This window comes from Mycoplasma zalophidermidis, from assembly GCF_018913985.1.
Taxonomy (GTDB): Bacteria; Bacillota_I; Bacilli_A; order Mycoplasmatales; family Metamycoplasmataceae; genus Mycoplasmopsis; species Mycoplasmopsis zalophidermidis.
On the sequence record NZ_JAHMHK010000001.1, the window covers coordinates 1 to 20,100 of the forward strand.

The 20,100-nt window shown below is 30.2% G+C and carries 9 protein-coding genes; 1 reads left to right on the forward strand and 8 read right to left on the reverse strand.

Annotation, left to right across the window (positions count from 1 at the left end; translation table 4 throughout):
* Positions 1-462: 462 nt before the first annotated feature.
* Positions 463-1,452: a glycosyltransferase family 2 protein gene (locus KQ878_RS00005; RefSeq protein ID WP_216567696.1), complete on the reverse strand. Its 990-nt coding sequence runs from the start codon at positions 1,450-1,452 to the stop codon at positions 463-465.
* Positions 1,452-2,357 (reverse strand): UDP-glucose 4-epimerase GalE, encoded by a 906-nt coding sequence (gene galE, locus KQ878_RS00010; protein WP_308506968.1) that lies wholly within the window; start codon positions 2,355-2,357, stop codon positions 1,452-1,454. The genes KQ878_RS00005 and galE overlap by 1 nt, the downstream gene beginning before the upstream one ends.
* Positions 2,358-2,939: 582 nt before the next feature.
* Between galE and trpB the strand changes: the two genes are divergently transcribed.
* Positions 2,940-4,184, forward strand: coding sequence for a tryptophan synthase subunit beta (gene trpB, locus KQ878_RS00015; protein ID WP_216567697.1), 1,245 nt, complete (start codon positions 2,940-2,942; stop codon positions 4,182-4,184).
* 81 nt (positions 4,185-4,265) lie between these two features.
* Here the strand turns inward: trpB and KQ878_RS00020 are convergent, their stop codons facing one another.
* The 6 genes from KQ878_RS00020 to KQ878_RS00045 are packed head-to-tail and all read right to left on the reverse strand — an operon-like array spanning position 4,266 to position 20,055.
* Positions 4,266-5,612, reverse strand: coding sequence for an ABC transporter ATP-binding protein (locus tag KQ878_RS00020; RefSeq protein ID WP_216505661.1), 1,347 nt, complete (start codon positions 5,610-5,612; stop codon positions 4,266-4,268).
* Between the two features lie 3 nt (positions 5,613-5,615).
* A complete protein-coding gene (locus KQ878_RS00025; protein ID WP_216505662.1) occupies positions 5,616-7,148 on the reverse strand; it encodes an ABC transporter ATP-binding protein in 1,533 nt (510 codons plus the stop codon).
* Between the two features lie 9 nt (positions 7,149-7,157).
* Entirely contained in the window at positions 7,158-8,141 is a 984-nt protein-coding gene (locus KQ878_RS00030; protein ID WP_216505663.1) for an ABC transporter permease, read from the reverse strand.
* 5 nt (positions 8,142-8,146) lie between these two features.
* Positions 8,147-9,220: an ABC transporter permease gene (locus KQ878_RS00035; protein ID WP_216567698.1), complete on the reverse strand. Its 1,074-nt coding sequence runs from the start codon at positions 9,218-9,220 to the stop codon at positions 8,147-8,149.
* Positions 9,221-9,231: 11 nt separating this feature from the next.
* On the reverse strand, positions 9,232-12,126 hold the full coding sequence (locus KQ878_RS00040; protein ID WP_216505664.1) for an ABC transporter substrate-binding protein: 2,895 nt from the start codon (positions 12,124-12,126) through the stop codon (positions 9,232-9,234).
* Positions 12,127-12,138: 12 nt separating this feature from the next.
* Positions 12,139-20,055: a PDxFFG protein gene (locus KQ878_RS00045; protein WP_216567699.1), complete on the reverse strand. Its 7,917-nt coding sequence runs from the start codon at positions 20,053-20,055 to the stop codon at positions 12,139-12,141.
* Positions 20,056-20,100 lie beyond the last annotated feature (45 nt).

Below are 20,100 nucleotides of genomic sequence, written 5' to 3' on the forward strand. Positions count from 1 at the left end.
GACTATATGAAATTATTTCAAAAGATATAACAGGCAATCAATTTAATGAGCTTTGATTAAACCCTAAAGTTGTTAAATAATGTTTATGTAGCTTACTTCACAAACCGACATTTTATTGTCGGTCAAACGAAAAAATAGCTATAAATAATAAAATTCAAAATATTTTGCTTTTCTTTAAAAATATAGTATACTAATTACAAATGAAAATGACCGGTTATTTAGTAAAATAAATAATGTCTGGCTAAGTCTCCGACGAAGAGCGGTTAAAGAACTAATGGAAACATTAGTTTTTTTAATTCTTTTCGAATTCATGATAAAACTGATATTTTGAGACATCATGATCAAATATTTTTAAAATATAAATGCTGTCTTTTAGTTAAAAAATCATAACTGTGTTGTGAAATACTTAGGATTCTAATTAAAATGTAAAAAAACAAGCTCATAAATTAGCTTGATTCTGAATTAATCCTCTTTAAGTGCATTCATTATATGTTTATTATTATTGACAAAGATTTTTCAAGTCTGAATTGATGGTTTTGGTTTTCAATTATATAGCTTTGCTAGAGGTATAATATTTTCCTTTATAAATTTAACAATTTGTTCTTTTGTACTATGGTTTACTTTTCGATAAAATAAAACCATTAAAGCTAGATAGTTATAGAATTTTGCATCTATTAACTGAATTTTTTCTTTAGGTTCTTTAACATCTGCCTCTATGTATTCAAGAGCTTTTTTGTAGGCAGCAAAGAGAAAATTCATTTTATTTCGAAAATTATCTCCACTGAAAGCCGAAAGGGAATTACTTCTTCTGTAATATCTAACTCCTAAAACATTAACATGAGCAAAGGATTTAGCATTGATAAATAATTTAGTTACCGGAGCAATATCTTCGAACAGTCTAGATTCAATCTTAATATTCAATGAATCAAAAAAAGATTTTTTAATAAAATTGCCTCAAAAATAAACAATATTATTAATTAAAAACTGAGAAGTTGTTTTGATGTTTGAATATTTATATAATGGTGGCAATATTGAATAATTACCTCTTTTTGTTTTGAAATGATAAAGAACTTTACTTGTTACTGTATCAGCATCAGTCTCAAGAGCTTTTTTAGACATTTTTGCTATAGCATTTTTACCTAGGTAGTCATCATCGTCAAGAAATAAAAAATATTTGGTTTCACAATTTTGAATCAAAATATCACGCACTTTTCCTAATCCGGAGTTTGTTTCCGTACGAATTACCTTAAACCTTGAGTCATCTTTCACTTTGTCTTTAATAAATTCATATGTACCATCGTTACTTGAATCATCACAAATTACAATTTTAAAATTTTTTTGTTTTTGTCACAAAATGGTTTTTAGCGTTTCTTCAAAGTATTCCTTAGCTTTGAAAACTGGTACTAATAAGGTTACGATAGATTCGTCCATTAATTTTCTTTTTTTAAACATTATTTATTCAGTTTGTTAATAACTTCTCGTCTTCATTCAAATTCGCTTTTTGCAATATCTTCAATGTCGAATTGAACGTGAAAATTCATTTCCTCAGCGATTTTGGTTGAGTCAGCTACTAAATAATCCGGGTCCCCCTCTCTTCTATTGCTCAAATGATACTTAATTTCAATATTATTGGCTTTTTCAAATGCATTGATTATTTCTAAAACAGAATAACCTTTTTTTGAGCCAATATTAAAAATGTTTGAATCATGATTGTCTAAATAACTTACAGCTTCTATGTGTGCTCTAGCCAAATCGCATACATGTATGTAATCTCTAACACATGTTCCATCTGCAGTATTGTAATCATTACCGAAAACTTTTAGCGGTTGTGTTAAATTAAAATATGATGAACTAATTGCCGGGATAATGTGATTGACTTTACTTTGATTTTTAGTTAAGTAACCTATTTTTAAACTATCAGATGCACCCGCAACATTAAAATATCTAAAAATAACATATTTAAATGAGTGAATTTTAGCTAAATCCTTAATAATATTTTCGACCATCAGTTTACCGTAACCGTAAGGATTAATTGGTTTTTGATCATCAGTTTCTTTTAAAGGTTTACCGCGGCCTAGACCGTATGTAGCCGCAGTCGAAGAAAATATTAATTTAGGAACATTGTATTTTTGAATGCAACTTAAAGTGTTTATTGCTCCGACAACATTATTCTTATAATAATTTATCGGTTGCAAAACTGACTCACCAACAGCGATTTTTGCCGCTAATAAAATGACAACATCAATCTTATTTTGATTAAACACATTCTCTAATTCACCTATTTTAGTAAAGTCCCCTTCAATTACTTCCGCTCCGGTAGTAAATTCTCTAAATCCAGTTGAAAAATTATCAAAAATAGTTACTTATTGTTTTTCTTTTAATAATTGTTCTTTTATATGTGAACCTATATAACCAGCTCCGCCAATAAGTAAATACTTCATTATAACTCCTTAAATTTGCACTAATATTATAGTAATGTATCTTAATTATATATTGTCAATAATTAATTTAAATTTAAAAAGCAAAATAAACACATTTCTTGAAAAAATTCATCTAAAACATAGTTTTTTAATCCACAATCAATAATACGGAGAAATAATATTTTTATAAAAGTGGTACGGTTTTTAACCACAAAATGTTTGTAAATCTTGGAATATATAATATACTGATTACAAATAAAAATGACCAGATATTTAGTAAAATAAATAATGTCTGGCTAAGTCTCCGACGAAGAGCAGTTAAAAGAACTAATGGAAACATTAGTTTTTTTAATTCAATAATCAGGGAATACTTTACAAAATTTGTTGTAAATAAACTCGGGAATTATTATTAAGTTTAATTCTTGCAATTAAATGAATTGCAATACTCCACTTATTTAAATTGAATCAAAAGAAAAAACTAAAATCATATAAAATTATAATTACAGTATAGGAGTAATGATGAATGATAAATTAAAAAAATATTTAGATAATACACCAAATGATGAAGGTTATTTTGGTGAATTTGGTGGTTCATATTTGCCTGATGATTTAAAAGAGATATTTAATAATATTGCTACACAATATAAAATTATTTCAGAATCAGATGAATTTAAAAACGAGTTAAAAAATTTAAGAAAAAATTTTCAAGGACGTCCAACACCAATTTATTTTTGTAAAAATTTGAGTGCTAAATTTGGGAAAGCAAGAATTCATATTAAAAGAGAAGATTTAAATGAGGGCGGTAGTCACAAAACTAACCATTGTTTAGCTGAAGGTTTGTTTGCTAAAATGATTGGTAAAAAGAAACTAATTGCTGAAACAGGTGCCGGAAGTCACGGTTCTGCTGTAGCACTTGCTGCTGCTCATTTTGGTTTGGAGTGTGAAATTCATATGGGGGCTGTGGATATCGCTAAGCAACAGGCAAATGTTGAAAAAATGAAAATTTTAGGTGCTAAGGTTGTCCCAGCAACACACGGAAATCAAACGCTAAAAGAAGCAGTTGATTCAGCATTCGAGGCATATCGTAAACAAAGCGATACGGCCTTGTATGCTATCGGGAGTGTAGTTGGCCCACATCCATTCCCATTGATGGTTCGTAACTTTCAAAAAATAATTGGTGAGGAAATGCATGAGCAATTCAACACACAATACAATAAAAATCCTGATTATGTCGTGGCCTGTGTTGGAGGAGGTTCAAACGCAATTGGTTCTTTTTCTGCATTCCTGTTCAGCGACACGAAATTAATCGGAGTTGAACCATTAGGCAAAGGTAACAAGAAAGGTAATCACGCTTCTACTTTATCATTTGGCAAACCAGGAATTTTACATGGTTTTAAATCAATATTACTTGCAGACGAAAATGGTGAACCAGATGATGTTTATTCAATAGCTTCTGGTCTTGATTATCCTGGCGTCGGTCCAGAACATGCCTATCTAAAACAAAATAATTTGGCAACATATGTTTCAATTAATGATTTAGAAGCTCTTGAAGCATTCTTGTTTCTGTCTTCAACCGAAGGAATTATTCCAGCACTTGAATCTTCTCATGCTCTTGCTCAAGCAATTAAGATTGCTAAAGAATTTAAAGACAAAGAGATTGATATACTAGTTAATTTATCTGGTCGTGGAGATAAAGATTTGGCGTATGTTCTAGAAAATTATAAAAATGAGATTGAAGAATTCAGAAAAAATAATCATTATTAATTTAACGAGTTCAATATAAATATCAGTAATTTAGTAAAAAATAAAAAAGATTAGACTAAACAGCTAATCTTTTTTTAATAATTATTTTTTCATTTTGCTATTGTAATTTTTAGCATTTTCAACAAAAGAATCAATTTCAACATCTGAAGCTAAGACATAATGTTTATCAGCAACTTTTTGTCATTTTGGTTGAGTTTCTTCTGTGTAATCATGAATTGAAGGGTCGTATAATTTTCCAACCAATGAACCTTTTTCAGCTTCAATTGATGGAACAGCATCTAAAAGACTTTGGGTATAAGGATGGTGAGGGTTATAAATAACAGATTTTGTCGGTCCAACCTCAAGTAGTGTACCTTTATTAATTACAGCAATTCTATCTGAAATATATTCAACCATACGCAAATCGTGAGCAATGAAAATTATAGTTAAGTTGTACTTTTCTTTAAGTTCTTTAAAAATGTTAATTACTTGTGCTTGAATCGAAACGTCAAGAGCAGAAATCGGTTCATCAGCAATAAGTATTTGTGGTTGTAAAACAACAGCTCTACAAATACCAACACGTTGTTGTTGTCCGCCAGAAAATTCCAATGGAAATCTATTAAGAACAGTTTCATCTAAACCCACTTGATGTAAAATGTCAATTATCAGTTTTCTCTTACATTCCTTTTCAGTAAGGTTTTGTTCATTATCGCGTAGTTCTTTCCGTTCGCCCATAAATTCAATAAGTTTGGTAAAATCATCTACATTAATGACTTCTTTTAAATGGTTGAGTTCATTTAATGTTTCAACATGTAAGAAATCATAGAGTTGTTGTTCTGTATCTCAATGGTTTCTTATCTCTTCTCAAGGGTCATCAGAAAAAACTAATTTAGGGTTTATTTCTTTTAACTTATTATTTAATTCAATATATGTCTCAATATCTATATTAGTTAAATAAAGGTATTTTGAACATTTTAAATTCGTTAAACCTTCACCAACAACGGTTTCAACATTCTTAAAGGGGTTTAAACTATTTGTAGGATCTTGAAAAATCATTTGCACTTTATTTACCATAAAGTCGATAATGTCTTTACCTTTTTTAGTTCATTTTATAATCTTATCTTTGTTTTTAGGAATAACTCTATCTAAGATTTTAATTTGACCAAAGCTATGAGGGGTTAAACCAATTATTGCTCTACCAGCGGTTGTTTTCCCAGAACCAGATTCTCCAACTAAACCCAATACTTCACCTTGATAAATATTCAAGTTTAGATCTTTCAAGGCATAAAAGGTTTTAGCGCCATAACCATAAGTGACATCCATATTTCGAATTTCCACAATTGGTTTTTTGTCAACACAATTTAGCATTTCGTCGGTGCCGGGTCTAATTTGACGATAAACTTTTTTACCAAAATGTCCTGATTCAACATAAAATTTTTTTTGTTCCATGATTTATGCCTCCTCTTGTTCATTTTCTTTGTTGCATTCGTCAATTAATAATTGTGTTTGTTTGTTCAATTCAGTAACTTTTTCTAAATCAGTTTGATATTGTATGTTTTCGACAAATATACCATCAGGATATAAGTTATTTAATCTATCAAAATATCTCTTCCATAGGTTTTGAATTACCTTAGGTGGTTCGTAAAATGGTGCTAATTCGTCTAGCAATGCCGACTTAACAAAGTGAGTTGGCGAAACATAATAGAAATCTGCTTCCTCATCTTTGTCTTTTATTAATGCGTAATCATTACGAACGGCAAAAGCATCACCTTTAATATTGTTTAGCGAACTAGGTACAGCGCCTTTTATAACATTAAGACGTTCATCATTGTTATAGTCAGGCATTGAAGAAATTAAACCTCAGGTGTATGGGTGTTGTGGATGCATTAACACCTCTTCACGAGTTCCAGACTCGATAATTTGACCAGCATACATGATGTTAATAAATTCTGAAATGGACGCAACAACACCTAAATCGTGTGTGATGAAGGCTACAGCTATTTTGAATTGTTCTTGCAATTCACGAATAATATCCAGCACCAAAGCTTGAACAGTTGGGTCTAAGGCAGTAGTTGGTTCATCCATTACCAGAATTTTAGGTTTTAGACTAACAATGGCAGCGATTGCAATACGCTGAATCATACCGCCTGATAATTCATGAGGGTAAAGCTTCATTACTTGTTCAGGATTATTAATTTTTGCTAATTTCAAATATTTTATTGCTTCTTCGTTAGCTTGTTTTTTGTTTTTACAAATGCCATTAATTAGCATCCCTTCAATTATTTGATTACCAACTTTCATAGTAGGGTCAAGAATTGACATTGGGTTTTGAAAAACGGCACTAACGATACGCCCTCTTAATTTAGATTTTTCTCAATTGAAAAGATTAAAATTATGAACTTCTAGACCATATAATTTGACGCTACCTGATTCAATAATTGAGTTATTACCAGTTAATCCGTAAAGCAATGAAGTAATAACAGATTTACCAGAACCAGATTCTCCAATAATTGAATGGATTTTTCCTTCATAAATTTTGAAGCTTGGACCCCTTAAAACTAGATTTTTTTCTCTTGGATTAGCCGGGTTTTTAAAAGTTAAGTAAACATCCTCAATCTCCGCAGCAACCTTTATATCTTCGCCTAAAACATGCTCAACTTTTGCATTTTCGATATAAGAATCAAAATCTATGTTAGATTCATTCTTCTTACCAAATTTGAATAAGTGTGTTAATCTATATCAAATGTTTCCTCAAAAATCTTTTGTGTTTCTTCAAAATGATTTATTTTGTTCCTTAGTTACAGTTAAAAGATTTTTAGGATGTGGTTTAGCTAATTTTTTTATCACCTGTGGATATAACTTCGTGTAAGGAGCTTTATTTTCAATGTTACCGATTTTTAATGTTGTTTTAAAATTTTCTGAATAGTATTCAATTTTCTGCTTATAAGATAATTTTCTTCAATCTTGAGAATTAATTTTTTTCATATGATTCTCCTATCTTTGTCTCAACAATGAATCTTGAATACTTGCTGATATAAGTTGTATCGACGTTGTTAATAAAACAAGCATACATGAAGGCAACAATACATAACGCGGATATGCTGTAAACACTTTAGAACCCTCAGAAATCAAGTTACCCAATGTCGGTATATCAATACTCAACCCTATGAAAGCCAATGATGTTTCACTAAGAATAACACCTGGAATGTGAAATACAATTTCGGTAACCAATAGAGGAATTACTACCGGTAAATAGTTCAATAATATTTTATATGTAGGGGTACCTAGAATTCCTGACGCTGAAACTCATTCGAACGTTTTAGCTCTTAACACCTGTGAACGCATTTGGTTGGCTATACCAGTTCAAGATGTAAAAGTTAAAGCAAACACCATAACTCAGAATGTTGGGCGTCAAACAATCGTGATTACAATTAATATGATTATTGAAGGAACGTTTGAAATAACTTTGATTATATAAGTCATTATAGTGTCAAAAATTTTAAAGTGGCCCATCATTATTCCAATCAATAACCCAACAAAAACTTGAATAATTGTAGTAACCAATGCTAAGGCAAGCGAATATCTTAAACCTCACCATAACCTTGCAAATAAGTCTCTACCTAGGTAATCAGTACCAAAAATTACTGATGATTTTTCGAAAAAGTTTAAATATTTATTATCAATATCTAAAGTATCGGGATTTGCTGTTGCAAAAGGAATAAAGATTGCACTGATAACCAGTACCAAAAACAATACTGCTCCAAATACTCCAGCAAAACTACGTGAATATCTGTAAAATAGTTCTTTTCATTTATTTTGTGGGTCTTTAATATGTGCTGATTCATGGTAATCTAATATATTACCCATCATTTCTCATTTTTTATAGTTTAGCGGTTGTAGGAAACGATTAGGAGCTAATTCCTTACCGTGTTCATTATTTGCTGCTGTATATTTTTTATTTATTTTTCAATCAAACATGATACCTACTTACTTCTTCTAACACGTGGATCAATGGCTTTATAAAGCGCATCACGACATGTGTAAGAAAGAATTGTTATTAATGAGAATAATGTAACCATAAACAAAATGATGTTGTAATCCTTTGAGGTTATAGCGTGTAGTAGCAACCCGCCACTACCAGTAATGAAGAATATTTGTTCAACAAACATACTTCCAATAAAACTACCGAATATAACAACCGGGAAAAATGTTGCAATTGGGAATAGAGAAGGTTTAAGTGCGTGTGTTCACACGAATCTAGATTTCGATAAACCTTTTAAATAGCAAAACTTAGCATGTTGCGAGTTAAGTTCCCTATTCAACTCAGTTCTAATGTATTTTATATATACAATTATAGAACTCAATGATAATGCGAGACCTGGCAAAATATACGTTGCTAAGTCAGTTTCAACATATAGATAAGGTATATTAATAGCCCGACCAATCAATAATAACCATAAGGCGAATACTAATGATGGAATTGATGAAAATATTGAAACAATAATTGTAGCAATATGATCAGGCAATTTATCAGGATTCATACCAACATAAACACCAACCGGAATTCCAATTAGCAATGTCAACATTACTGAGAAAATTCCAATCAAAAATGATTTATAAAATCTAATTCAAACAAAATCATTAATATCTTGTCCAGGGAATACTGAATATGAGATACCAAAATTACCGTGTGTTAAGTTTTTTAAATAGATAAAGTATCTTTCAAATAATGGTTTGTCAAGCCCATAAGTCGCTTCAATTGCTTTTGCCGATGATTCATCTAATCCGGCTGTTAAGGTTGTTGAACCAGGTATTGAGTTAATTAAGAAAAATGTAATTGTTACAACAATTCAAGCAATAGTTAGAAATTCGATCGCCATTATAAAGAATCTAATAATAGACTTTGCCAAAGGAGACTGAATATTTACAATGCTAGCAAACTTTGAAATTTTAGGTTTTAGCTTACCTGTAAAGTCAACGTAAGAAGCTTTTTCTGTGATTTTATTGCCGGACTGCTCAATGAATGATCTGTCCACAAAATTATTTTTTTGTTCCATATTTTCTCCTCCTATTTAATTAATGTTGGCAAGTCAGGTGATGGACGATTTGCCACATCATATGCATATTGCAATGAATAAGCAAATAAACTTTCAGTACCATTTACTCTTGAAACTTCTCAATATGTATCAACTTCCATTAACGGAATTACTGGTGCGGCTTCTCTAACTATTTTTTCGAATCCAGCAATAACTGCAAACCCATTAACCTCAGTTCAACCTTCATTTCTTTCTTCGTCTGTGTATTGTGCGGAGAAGAATTTCATATGACGCTTAGTATAATCATTTAAGTTTTCTCCGTTGTACATAACAGATAAATCAACTATTTTATCTCAAACATTTGGGCTCTTAGGTTGCACACCCAAGATTCTCAATCTTTGTTTTAAGTTTTCAATCTCTTTAGCTTTCTGAAGATCAAGTATTACTAATTTATTATTTTTATCTCTTGAATATCCCATTTTCGTGAAATAATCATGATATGTTCAACTGCCGGCAGGATTATTTCTGAATCCTGTTGTTTTTTGTTGTTTTGAATTGATTTCATCAGGTTTTAGAAAAACTCTGATGTAAGAATAAATATCGCTACCGAAGGCATCAAAGTTACGATATATTAAATCATATTTACCAGTTGTACGTCAGTCCTCATAAACATTCTCAGGTAAGTTTTTAATATCAATGTTGATATAATTGCCGAAAGCTTTGGCCATAAAATCTTTTAGAGCCAATCCGGCATTTTTTTGTTCATCAGTTGAATTCGAAATGAATTTCAATGTAATTTGTTTTTCGTTAGGATGAGATTTTTTGAATTCTTCTAGAAATGCACGAGCAACCTCTAGGTGGTATGCTTTATCGGTTCTGTTTACAGTTTCAAATCTCATTGATTTAGAAATATGATCGATATGTGCGTAGTTTTGAACCGGAATTGGAATTCCTCATTTTTTATCCTGGGCTTCCTGTTTAGCTTTTTGATAAATAAATTGGTTAAGGTAATTAGTTTTATCGCTTGAATCTTCAGGATAACTACCATATTTTGTGTACATATAGTCGTGGTCAAAACCAGATTCAACAGCATCACCATAGCTAGACGAAGCTTGACCAAAGGCTGTTCAAGTTATAACTGGGAATGAAGATGATCAACCTACGATATTTAACATATCATTTCTATCAATGGCATAATAAATTGCATTTCTTAAATTGATATCATTAACAACAGAATTTGAGTTAGTTTCTTTATCTAAGTTGAAAGCCAGAGCAATCGTACCGAAACCATTTGATTTCTTCATATATTTTCTAGTTTTTAAATCAGCCCAATATTTCCATTGAAGTACTGGTGGAATTTTAGAAGCTGATATATAACCATCTTCATACATTGCTGAGTTAATATTTGGGTCGTTAGAAAAGTAAATTTTGATTTTGTTGCTAATTGTTTTACTTGATGAATAATATTGTTTATTTTTTTCTAGCGAAATAAAACCTTGGGGTCCCAAAACTAAATCTTTGATATTGAATGGACCGTTAGTTAAGAAATGAGATTGTTTCAAACCAAACTCTCTAATTCCGCCAATTGATTCAACAAAACGACGATTAATTGGAATGATAATATTTGAAATATCATGATATGCATTATTGATATCAGTAGGTTGATACTCGTCGTAGGCTATTCTTAAAGTGAATTCATCTAAAGCTAGTACTCTATTGGTAAAATAATGTTTAGGTTTAAGTTTTTTGATAAATTCATTATCTAAAGTTGTTTGCCCGTTAGGCAACAAGTTTCTATACAACTTATTGACTTTTTCAGTATATAACTCTGTATTTTCATCAGAAAATTCAATATCACCAAGTTTATGTTTAAGAGCACGTGATTGTTCCAATAAATCCTTAAATTCCTTAGACGGCGTTTGTTTAGGATCGAAATATAGGTATTTCTTAACTTTGGTTGGAATTCTTTGAGGTATTGACTCTAATTCTTTATCTGAGTGAAGATTCACTGAATACTCTGGGTTGGGTAACATTAAAACTGTTTCATCTTTTTCAAAGTTGAAGTCAGGTGAATAAGGAATTGCTCCCAGCACAGTTTTATTGTCAATATTTCAATACATTCTGCCTGAATAAAACCCAAGATTTAAGGCAGCTTTTTTGATATTTTCTACTTCTTTTTCATCACCTTCAACTTGACTTGATCAAGGTTGATAACTTGGGTCGAAAACATCATATACTCACTCACCATTAACTTTTATTAATGGCGGGTATGCAAACGGATTTTTGTAAGCAACGGCATGTTTTTGAATGTATTCTTGTTGTGCCTGCATAATTTCACTTGATGATTGAAATTTTCTTTGTAACATAGTTGTTACTTTTTGAGAACCTGTTTCAAGGTCAAAAATATAGTGCATAGCATCAATATAATCATCAGCCCTAACTAAATCCCCGTTGCTTCATTTACTCTGTCCATCGTTTAATAAAACATTTAAAGATAAGAATTTGTTTGACGGTGTTTGCACGCCGTGTACTGCCAAATACTCAGATTGGTCTGTTGTGATGGTGCCCGGCGCTGAACCGAATCCATCTAAGGCATAAAATCTACCTGAGTTTTCTGGATTCGGGTTGTCTAGTAAGTATTTATCAAATGAACCATCCTCACTAGTTTGATAAATACCCATGTTAATTTTAGGAATATTTGCAAGTCTTTTAATTGACTCATTTGGACCAGATTTCAAAGGTGATTCAACTAACGATGGTAAAACTCTATTAACAGATGGATATTTAATGTAATTAAGTGAATTAATTGGGTCAGTTGCTAAACCTAAGTCATAGTCTTTTTTATTAGCACATGATAAAACACTCAAAGGTACAATCATGGCAGTAATAGATAAACTTGATTTTATTAATAAATTATTTTTCTTCATGTTGCTCCTTTATTATTTTGTCCCATTAAATTGAACACCAACTTTAAATACTGGTGTATTTTTACCATTAATATCTTTAATATAAACAGCAGTTGGTGCTTGAGAAAATGTTTTACCGTTTTCCGAAATACTTTGATTTGAACCTAAATCAATTTCAAGTGTTTTATTTCCAAGCTCATTATCTGAAAAGTAAATTTCATACTCGTGATTTGGAGTTAGTAATTTATTTGAATAATTCGACATTATTCCGTAATCAGAAACTCATGCAACAAATCCTTTACCTTTATGATGTCCGTTAGAATCTGTGTAGTCATAGACTTCATCCTTTAATCAGTGACGAGACGCCGGATTAGTTTCATTATTTACGTGTTGTGTTGTGTAATAAAACATATTACTACTGTGATTTTTATTGATTTTTAGTGTTTTTATTTCGCTGGTAACTAAATCTTTGAATACTAGATAGTTTGCTTTTTTGGCATCTTCTGAGTTTAAGTAACCAAACATAGCGATAGCATCCTTATCTGTATGTCTTCAAATATTTGATAGGTTACGTAATCCAACACCTTGCGATTGAATGTAATATTGTCAATAAGCTTTAGCACGATTTGTAACCTTTTTACCTTCTAAATCGGTAATTGAAATAGTATCATCTGCAATCGGATTCCCTTCATCATCATAAATTCTAAAATTAAGCACATCTCTATATCAACGGTCTTTAAATCAACCATTATTAATTGATTTAAATTTTCCAAAATATGTAGATTGTCTTGTTGAATCGTTTGAAAAACTTGTTTTTTTGGCCATGTCGCTAGGAATAAATTCCATACCTAATTTATCAGCTCTAAGTTTTCCTTCAGCATCTTTTCGAGTTTCATAATTAGTAATTGTAGAAATAATAGAATGTTGGTTTGAAGAGTTCATTTCAATTAATGCTTTATTTCATTTCGCAGTAGGTTGGCCATCGATAACATACTCAAGACCTGTGTTAGATTCATTTACTCCACTAATAAAACTTGGTAGGTTTCTAAATTGCGAGTTTGAAGGAGAATATGTAATTTGTAAATTATCACGGTTGATTACTTCAGCGAATGAATAAGTATAGTCTGAGAAAAATTCATTGAATTTACGTTCTGTTTTTGTTTTGAAATATGAAACAACATCATCAGAAGGTTTGGCTTTTTTGGTAATACCTTTCACAAATGCTAACAAAATATCTTTAAGTGAGAATTTACCTAATCTAAAATTGTAAAGTAGTTGAGTTGAATACATTTGTGTTTTGTTATCAAGTATTAACTCATCAAACATAGTAAATTGATTTAAATCAACGCCATTTTGGTCAGCGAATTCTTTAAATGTATTAAATAATTCCTTTACAGAAATTTCTCAATTTGCTCTATCAGGATTTTGTTTACCAACTACAACATCATCAGATTTTCAAAGTCCGTACCCTAAATCTTTATCAAAAATTCAACCATAAGTTAACTCATTTTGACTATTTTCATTGATTTTACTATCGATTTCGCCTAAAGTTAACTCTTTGACAAATAATGCAAGTTTTGAGTTAATAAATCTGTTCATTACCTCATTGGCCAATAATTGTTCATCATTAGAATTAATCAATGCTGTAAGTCTTGCTTTTTCCTCTGAAGAAAGCGTTTTTGCTGATGCTAATGATTTAGTTAAGTTTGATGAAAATATTTTTAAATTAAATCTTTCTTTTACATACTCTAAATCTCAGTTAACTACTCTGTTATCTGGATCTAATTTTGCCTTTGTTGTATCAACACTAGCGAATTTCATAAATTGTTTATAGTCATTAAATGTAATGTTGTAACCATATTCTTTTTTGCCGGCTTTGACTACGTAATAACTTCCAAATAATGATTTTTCAACATCCTGCGAAAGAATTGATTCGTTGATTTTTAAGGATTTCATCTCTCAAAAGGCTGGGAAAGATTCATATTTAGGGTTGTTATTTACAATAGAACCGTCAGCCTTAACCATTAAATAGCTATGTTGATTAGCTTTATTTCCAACCAATTGAGAAATATAAGGTTTGAATCAGTTTAAAATAGGTTTTTGATGCAATTCTTTAAGAGTTGATAAATCCAATTCTTCTTCAAGGAAACCTCACGAGATTGCTTCAGGTAATTTTACGTTTGGCAGATATTGTTCAGATTCACTTAATCATAGCGATTGTTTACCGCCGGCCGAAACAAGTTCTAATGTCGAGCCGTTACCTAAATACATTGCGACAAGTAAATTGTTAAGATTTTGTTCTTCTTTTTTAACCCCATCAAAAGCATTTAAGTAATATACTTCTTGGAATGATTCTTTAAAATTAGGGTCTTTTGAAGGATTTGACGGGTCGAATAGCACATCTCCGTTTACATCATAAAATTTAGCTATTTCATAATTATCATGAATATAACCTTTTGATTTATCTCTTGATTTCAAATGATCAATATATGGCAATAACATTGCTTTATTGTAATTTGGATCGATTGAAGGAAAAATTTCAGCGTAACTTGGATATGCAATTGAAGTTTTAGGTTTTGTTGATGTATCTGTTGTGGCAAAGTCTCAACCATTAATCACAAATTCTTCAACTATCAATGATCTAATTGTGTCAATTGCCTCTTGAATTTTGTCATTAACAAACTTAATAGTTACATTATTACCTTCAGCATCAACTTGATAATATGAACTTCTTGGATCTTCAAAATCAATATTCAACGGAACATTAACTATCGGGGTTCCATCAACATTGTAAACAAGAACTTTTGTAATCTTTTTAAATTTGCCTTCGGCATTTCTTTCACCTTCAACAATCTTAGGTAATGCCACGCCGTTAACATCTTCAAATTCAATAAAATTGCCTTTTCCGTCTTTTATTACGCCTTTTAACATATCGAGCGAAGCTTTTTTGAATCTTCATTTTCCGTCGGCGTCTTTAACCATGTATTTTACTGGGAATTGATTATCTGAAAATTTCGTTGGGTTTAGCGTTCCAGAGTTTTGGTCTAAAGTATTCATCAATCAAAGGTCAAATACTTCTAATCATTTTTTGTCTTCCGGTGTATCAATACCATTAGCTTGTCTACGCAATTTGGTTGCTTCAACTAAACCTTCATAAGTTTGCAAGAAACGACGTTTTTTGTTTTCCATCGCTTGCTTAAGATCTTCGTGGCCTATCTTATGACCTCAGACATCCTCAGGGTTTTCAACAGTGCTTTTATCTGTAATGACCTTACCATTAACTTTTTTAGGTTGGTTGTAAAGCAAGTATTCACCTTCATTATTTTCTGAAACAACATTAGGCTGGTTCAATAGTGGTGATGAATTTAATTTTAGGTGTGTTCTTGCTTTAAGATACAAGTCAAGTGCTTTTCTTGAATAGTAGTTTTGAATATTTGGGGTGGCGCCAGGTAATAGAGCTGAACCATAAATTGGCTTTTCACCTTTATCGCCTAAATCTTGAGCAGAGTTTAATGTAATATGATGACCATACTCGTGAGCAGCAACGAATTTTAAAAAGTCAATTGAAATACCTTTATATTCAGTATTATTCATTGCCAGCAATGCCCATAAACCAACACGAGAATCGGGTGTAAATCCTAAATATTTTCCTTTTTCAACTTTGTATTCAATAACTCCGTCAGCATTTAGTTTTTTAACTAAATGTTCGCCTTCTAATCACTCGCCTGCTCATGGAATCTTATTTAATAATGTATTTGTAAAATTATCGTAAGCTTCAACATAAACATTATAAGTAGGTACACTAATTGTTTGACCATTTTCGTCGACAATTAGTTTGCTTCCTTCTTCTTTAATAATTGAAGGTTGAACTACTGCTTTATAGCCTAAAACATCAAAAAGTTCCTTAACTTGTTCAAGTTTAGAATCACCAACATTATCACTAGTGTTAGCATCTATATTAAATTTTAAATATTTAGTTGACATGTAGTTATCATATTTATCATTTTTAACCAGTTGTTTTTCCTTCAAGGTTAATATCAATTTTGTTCCTTGTTTTTGAACGCTATTTAACTGCATTCTATGAATGTATTTTTGAACAAATTGGTCAACATTTGTATCGTTTTTGATTATTCCTAAATTTGTTAATTTATCAATTAATTCAATTTTTGTGGAAGCAACAATCAGCGGATTTGTGCTGTTTATCTCATTACCTTCACCAGTCAATAGTGGTTCATGTCATTTTTTATTTTTTTGGTCAAGTTCTCAAATTTGTTTTGCTACAGAAACTGCTTTTTCAAATGTGGTTTCGTATTTTTCGTCAGCAATATTAAAACTATTAGCATTAGTTAAAAGTTTTTGTAAGAATTCAATTGGTTTTTGAATAAATTCATCATTATTAGCAAATAATTTTGTTTTAGTTTCGGTATAAATTTGTAGACTCTTATTGAAGCGATCAACTTGAGCTTTAGTGTATACATCTTTTAAAGGCGACGAATCTTTGCTAAATGAAAAAATAAAATTATCATTATTTTCGAAATCAGTAAATGTTCAAGCTTGTTTTAAAACTGAAATTTTATTCAAAGTGTTATAAACTTGTCCATCTTCGAACTTATTATTTTCCGCTAAATATTCATAGTAAAGTTGGTTGTTTTGCAACAAAACCAATTCCTTTTGTTTTTTATTTTTTTCATCTTGTGTTGGTAAATTATTAATTTCTGATTGCAATTTAGTTACTTTAGTTTTATAGTCTTGAGCTTTAGCATAATTCAATTCAAAATTAGATTTTTGGTATGCAATAAGCGGGTTGAATAAAACAGCGATATATTTTCTATGGCTATTATTTGTCGTACCATCTAAATTATATTTTCTAAAAATTGGACTAGAAACTAATGAGAAGTAATCAGTAATCATCTCATCAAAAATTCCACGATCCGCAGTTGTGCTATAAATTTTACTTTCATATGATTTAACATAATCTAAAGCGTTCTTTGCTTCCACTAAAATTTTAGATGTAGTTGATTCATTGTTGGCAAGATTCTTATTGAAAATATCAATGCTTTCAAATGCTGTAGCAACTAGCTCATTCATTAATTTTGATATTTCAGAATTACTTAAGTCAACTGAAGATAATTTTGATAATAAGACTGATAATTGCTTGTCATATAGCTGCAATTGAGATTTGGTGTAACTATCAAAATCGGATTTATATTCTTTAGAGATTTTAACCATTTGAGAATATGAAGAAATAATATTAGATAAAATTTTTGCAACTTTTATTTTATAAGTTTCAATGTTTGTTTGAATTTGTTTTCTTGTAACATCAATATCAGCCATAACTGATTTAAATGATTCTAATGAACCAACTAAATCGTTATCTTCTGTAATTAACTTAACAATTTCGTTATACAAAATCTTTTCTTTTGTTTTTTCGTCTTCGTATTCGACTAAAGATTTCAAAGTCATCACTTTAACATACTGATCGACATCTAGCTTATAATTGTTTCCTAAATCAGTCAGTTCTTGAATTGCCTTTTTAAATTCAGCAACAAATTTATCAAAACCTTTTGCGTTAACTTTATTATTAATTGAATCTGATTTTTTGACTAGCCCCTTGTTTTTAATGAAGGAATCTTTGATTGTATTAAATTCTTGATTATCTTTTGCCAAAGATGATTCAAGTGTCTCTTTAGGTTCATTATAGTCGTTTTTAACTGTTTTAAGCTCGGGAGCATAAACATAAAACTGTTTAGTTTGAGTATCACTTTGCGAACGTAAAAAACCATCAATATTTACATATTCACGTCAATTTATTTGATTTAAATTAGATATCTGTGATAGTTCATCAAGAGCAATTAATTGCGTTGGTAAAAATCCTAAGTCGTTTGAGTAGTAAACATAATCATTGGATTCTGGCTCTAATTTGGCAAAGTTATTGCCGCCTAATATTTCATTATAAAATTTGAATAAAGGTCTATTTTGAGAAATAAAATCACGTAATTCTTTAACATAATCTGCTTTTTGTTTAATATTAGAAAATTCGGTAACAGGTGTATTGAATTTTGAAGTTTTTACAACGTTAGCTAACTTGTATAAACCAATTAGTGATTCAAGATGTTCAGGAGCAATTTTTGCTCTTCTAAGTATTTTGATTAATTCTTGATTAATCTTTGGTTCGTCCAATTTTGTAATTTTCTCAGTTAAGTCTTTAATTTTCTTATTTGCATTTTCTAATTCTTGGTCGCTAGGAATCATTTTTTTGTATTCTAAGATTTTTTCAACAGCAAAATTTACAAGTTGTTCTAGCTCATATTTATTTAATTCCAATGATTTATTTTCTTTTTCGATTTTGAATATTTCAAAGTTTTTTTGCTTTTTAATTACTTCGTCAGTTGATGAATTAATCTCTGCACTCAATTTTGTAATTTTATCTTTATTAGATGCTATTTTATTGTTTAAATCTTCTAATTGTTTTTGTGAGTTTACTTTATGCTCATTAAATTTATTGATAATTTCATCATAATCTTTATTTTTTTCAATAATGACTTTATTTGCGATTGTAATTTGCTTTCTTAGATCTTTGATTGAGTCAAGATCTTCCACTAATTGCACAAATCTATCTTTATTTAAAATATTAAAATAAATGTTATTAGCGAATTTATTTGAAAAAAGAGTCTGGATATCACTTTCTAAATTGCTATATTCTCTTTGGCCTCTTTCTAACCCGTGTGTAATGCTTTCAACATTTTCAGCACTAGCAAAATGATCACCTTGTTGATATTGAACATTTTCAATTGAATCGAAAAGTGCAAATGATGTCCCATCATTAAAAATTATTTTTAGATACTCATCTTCAGCACCGAATTCTTTCGCATCAATATTCGAGGTATAAACTGTGTCCACAATTGTTTTCTTAACAAATTTAAAGTTGTTTATATTTTTCAAAACTCCATTCTTATCATTGTTTTGGTATTTTTGAGCTAATTTAGCAAATTTTTCTTGCGCTTCTTTTTCATTATCAGCAAATACAACTGAGATGTAATTACTTTGGATATTTAGTCTAGATTTTTCGATATCGCTAAACGAATTATCTTTAATAATTGATGGTAAATCACCGGAAATTGCAAATACAGATTTATTTAATAAACCACGTTTATCATTAATTGTTCTAAAAGATTGTGTTTTTAAGGTTTCGTCTGAAATATTAGTTAAAGAATTATATTGAGCAATACTTTCTAAAAATTTTGTTAATTCAGAACCTGAAAGTAATTTTTTATTAATTTTATAAAGCAATGAGTCAGTCGCGTTTCCAGATCCTCCCAATTCACTGTGCAATGGAATAGAACCAAAAAACGCATCAGGGAAAAACTTGATGGTAGTATATTCTTTATCCTTATTTGAGTGAGAACCTAGTGTTATATTGTTACCGTTTAATTCAACACCTTTGACAATTGAAAATTCCTTAAGGGTGATAATTTCTGGACCTCACGAAACATTCTTCATAAATCATTGAGTGAATTCGTAAAAATCTTTAGCGCTTACAGCTTCAATATATTCATTGTAAAAATCAAACATACCGTATCTGATATTCAAGAATGGCATTGCATGATTTTCATTGTAATAAATTTTTAAGAATTCATTATAGTCCACTCATTTATCTTTGTATTTAACTGAACCATCAGGGCCTTTGTTCGGGTCAAATTCTCCGATTGTTTTATCTTTATCTGTATTGACAAAAGATAAAACGGCGCCAACGCTAGGGTCGACAAATTCGTTCTTAAGTTCTTTAGCTTCTGTCCCTTTTTCTAAAACCGGTTTAGTTGAATTGTATTTCATAATCCCAATTGTTGCTGCTGAAGCAAGCACAATAATTCCAAGTGAAATAGCATATTTAGGTCACACTAACGTTCTTCAATTAAAAGGTTTTTTACTTTTATTTTTCTTTTCCTTCATATTCCCTCGCAATTAATATTCATATTAATTTATATATATAAATAA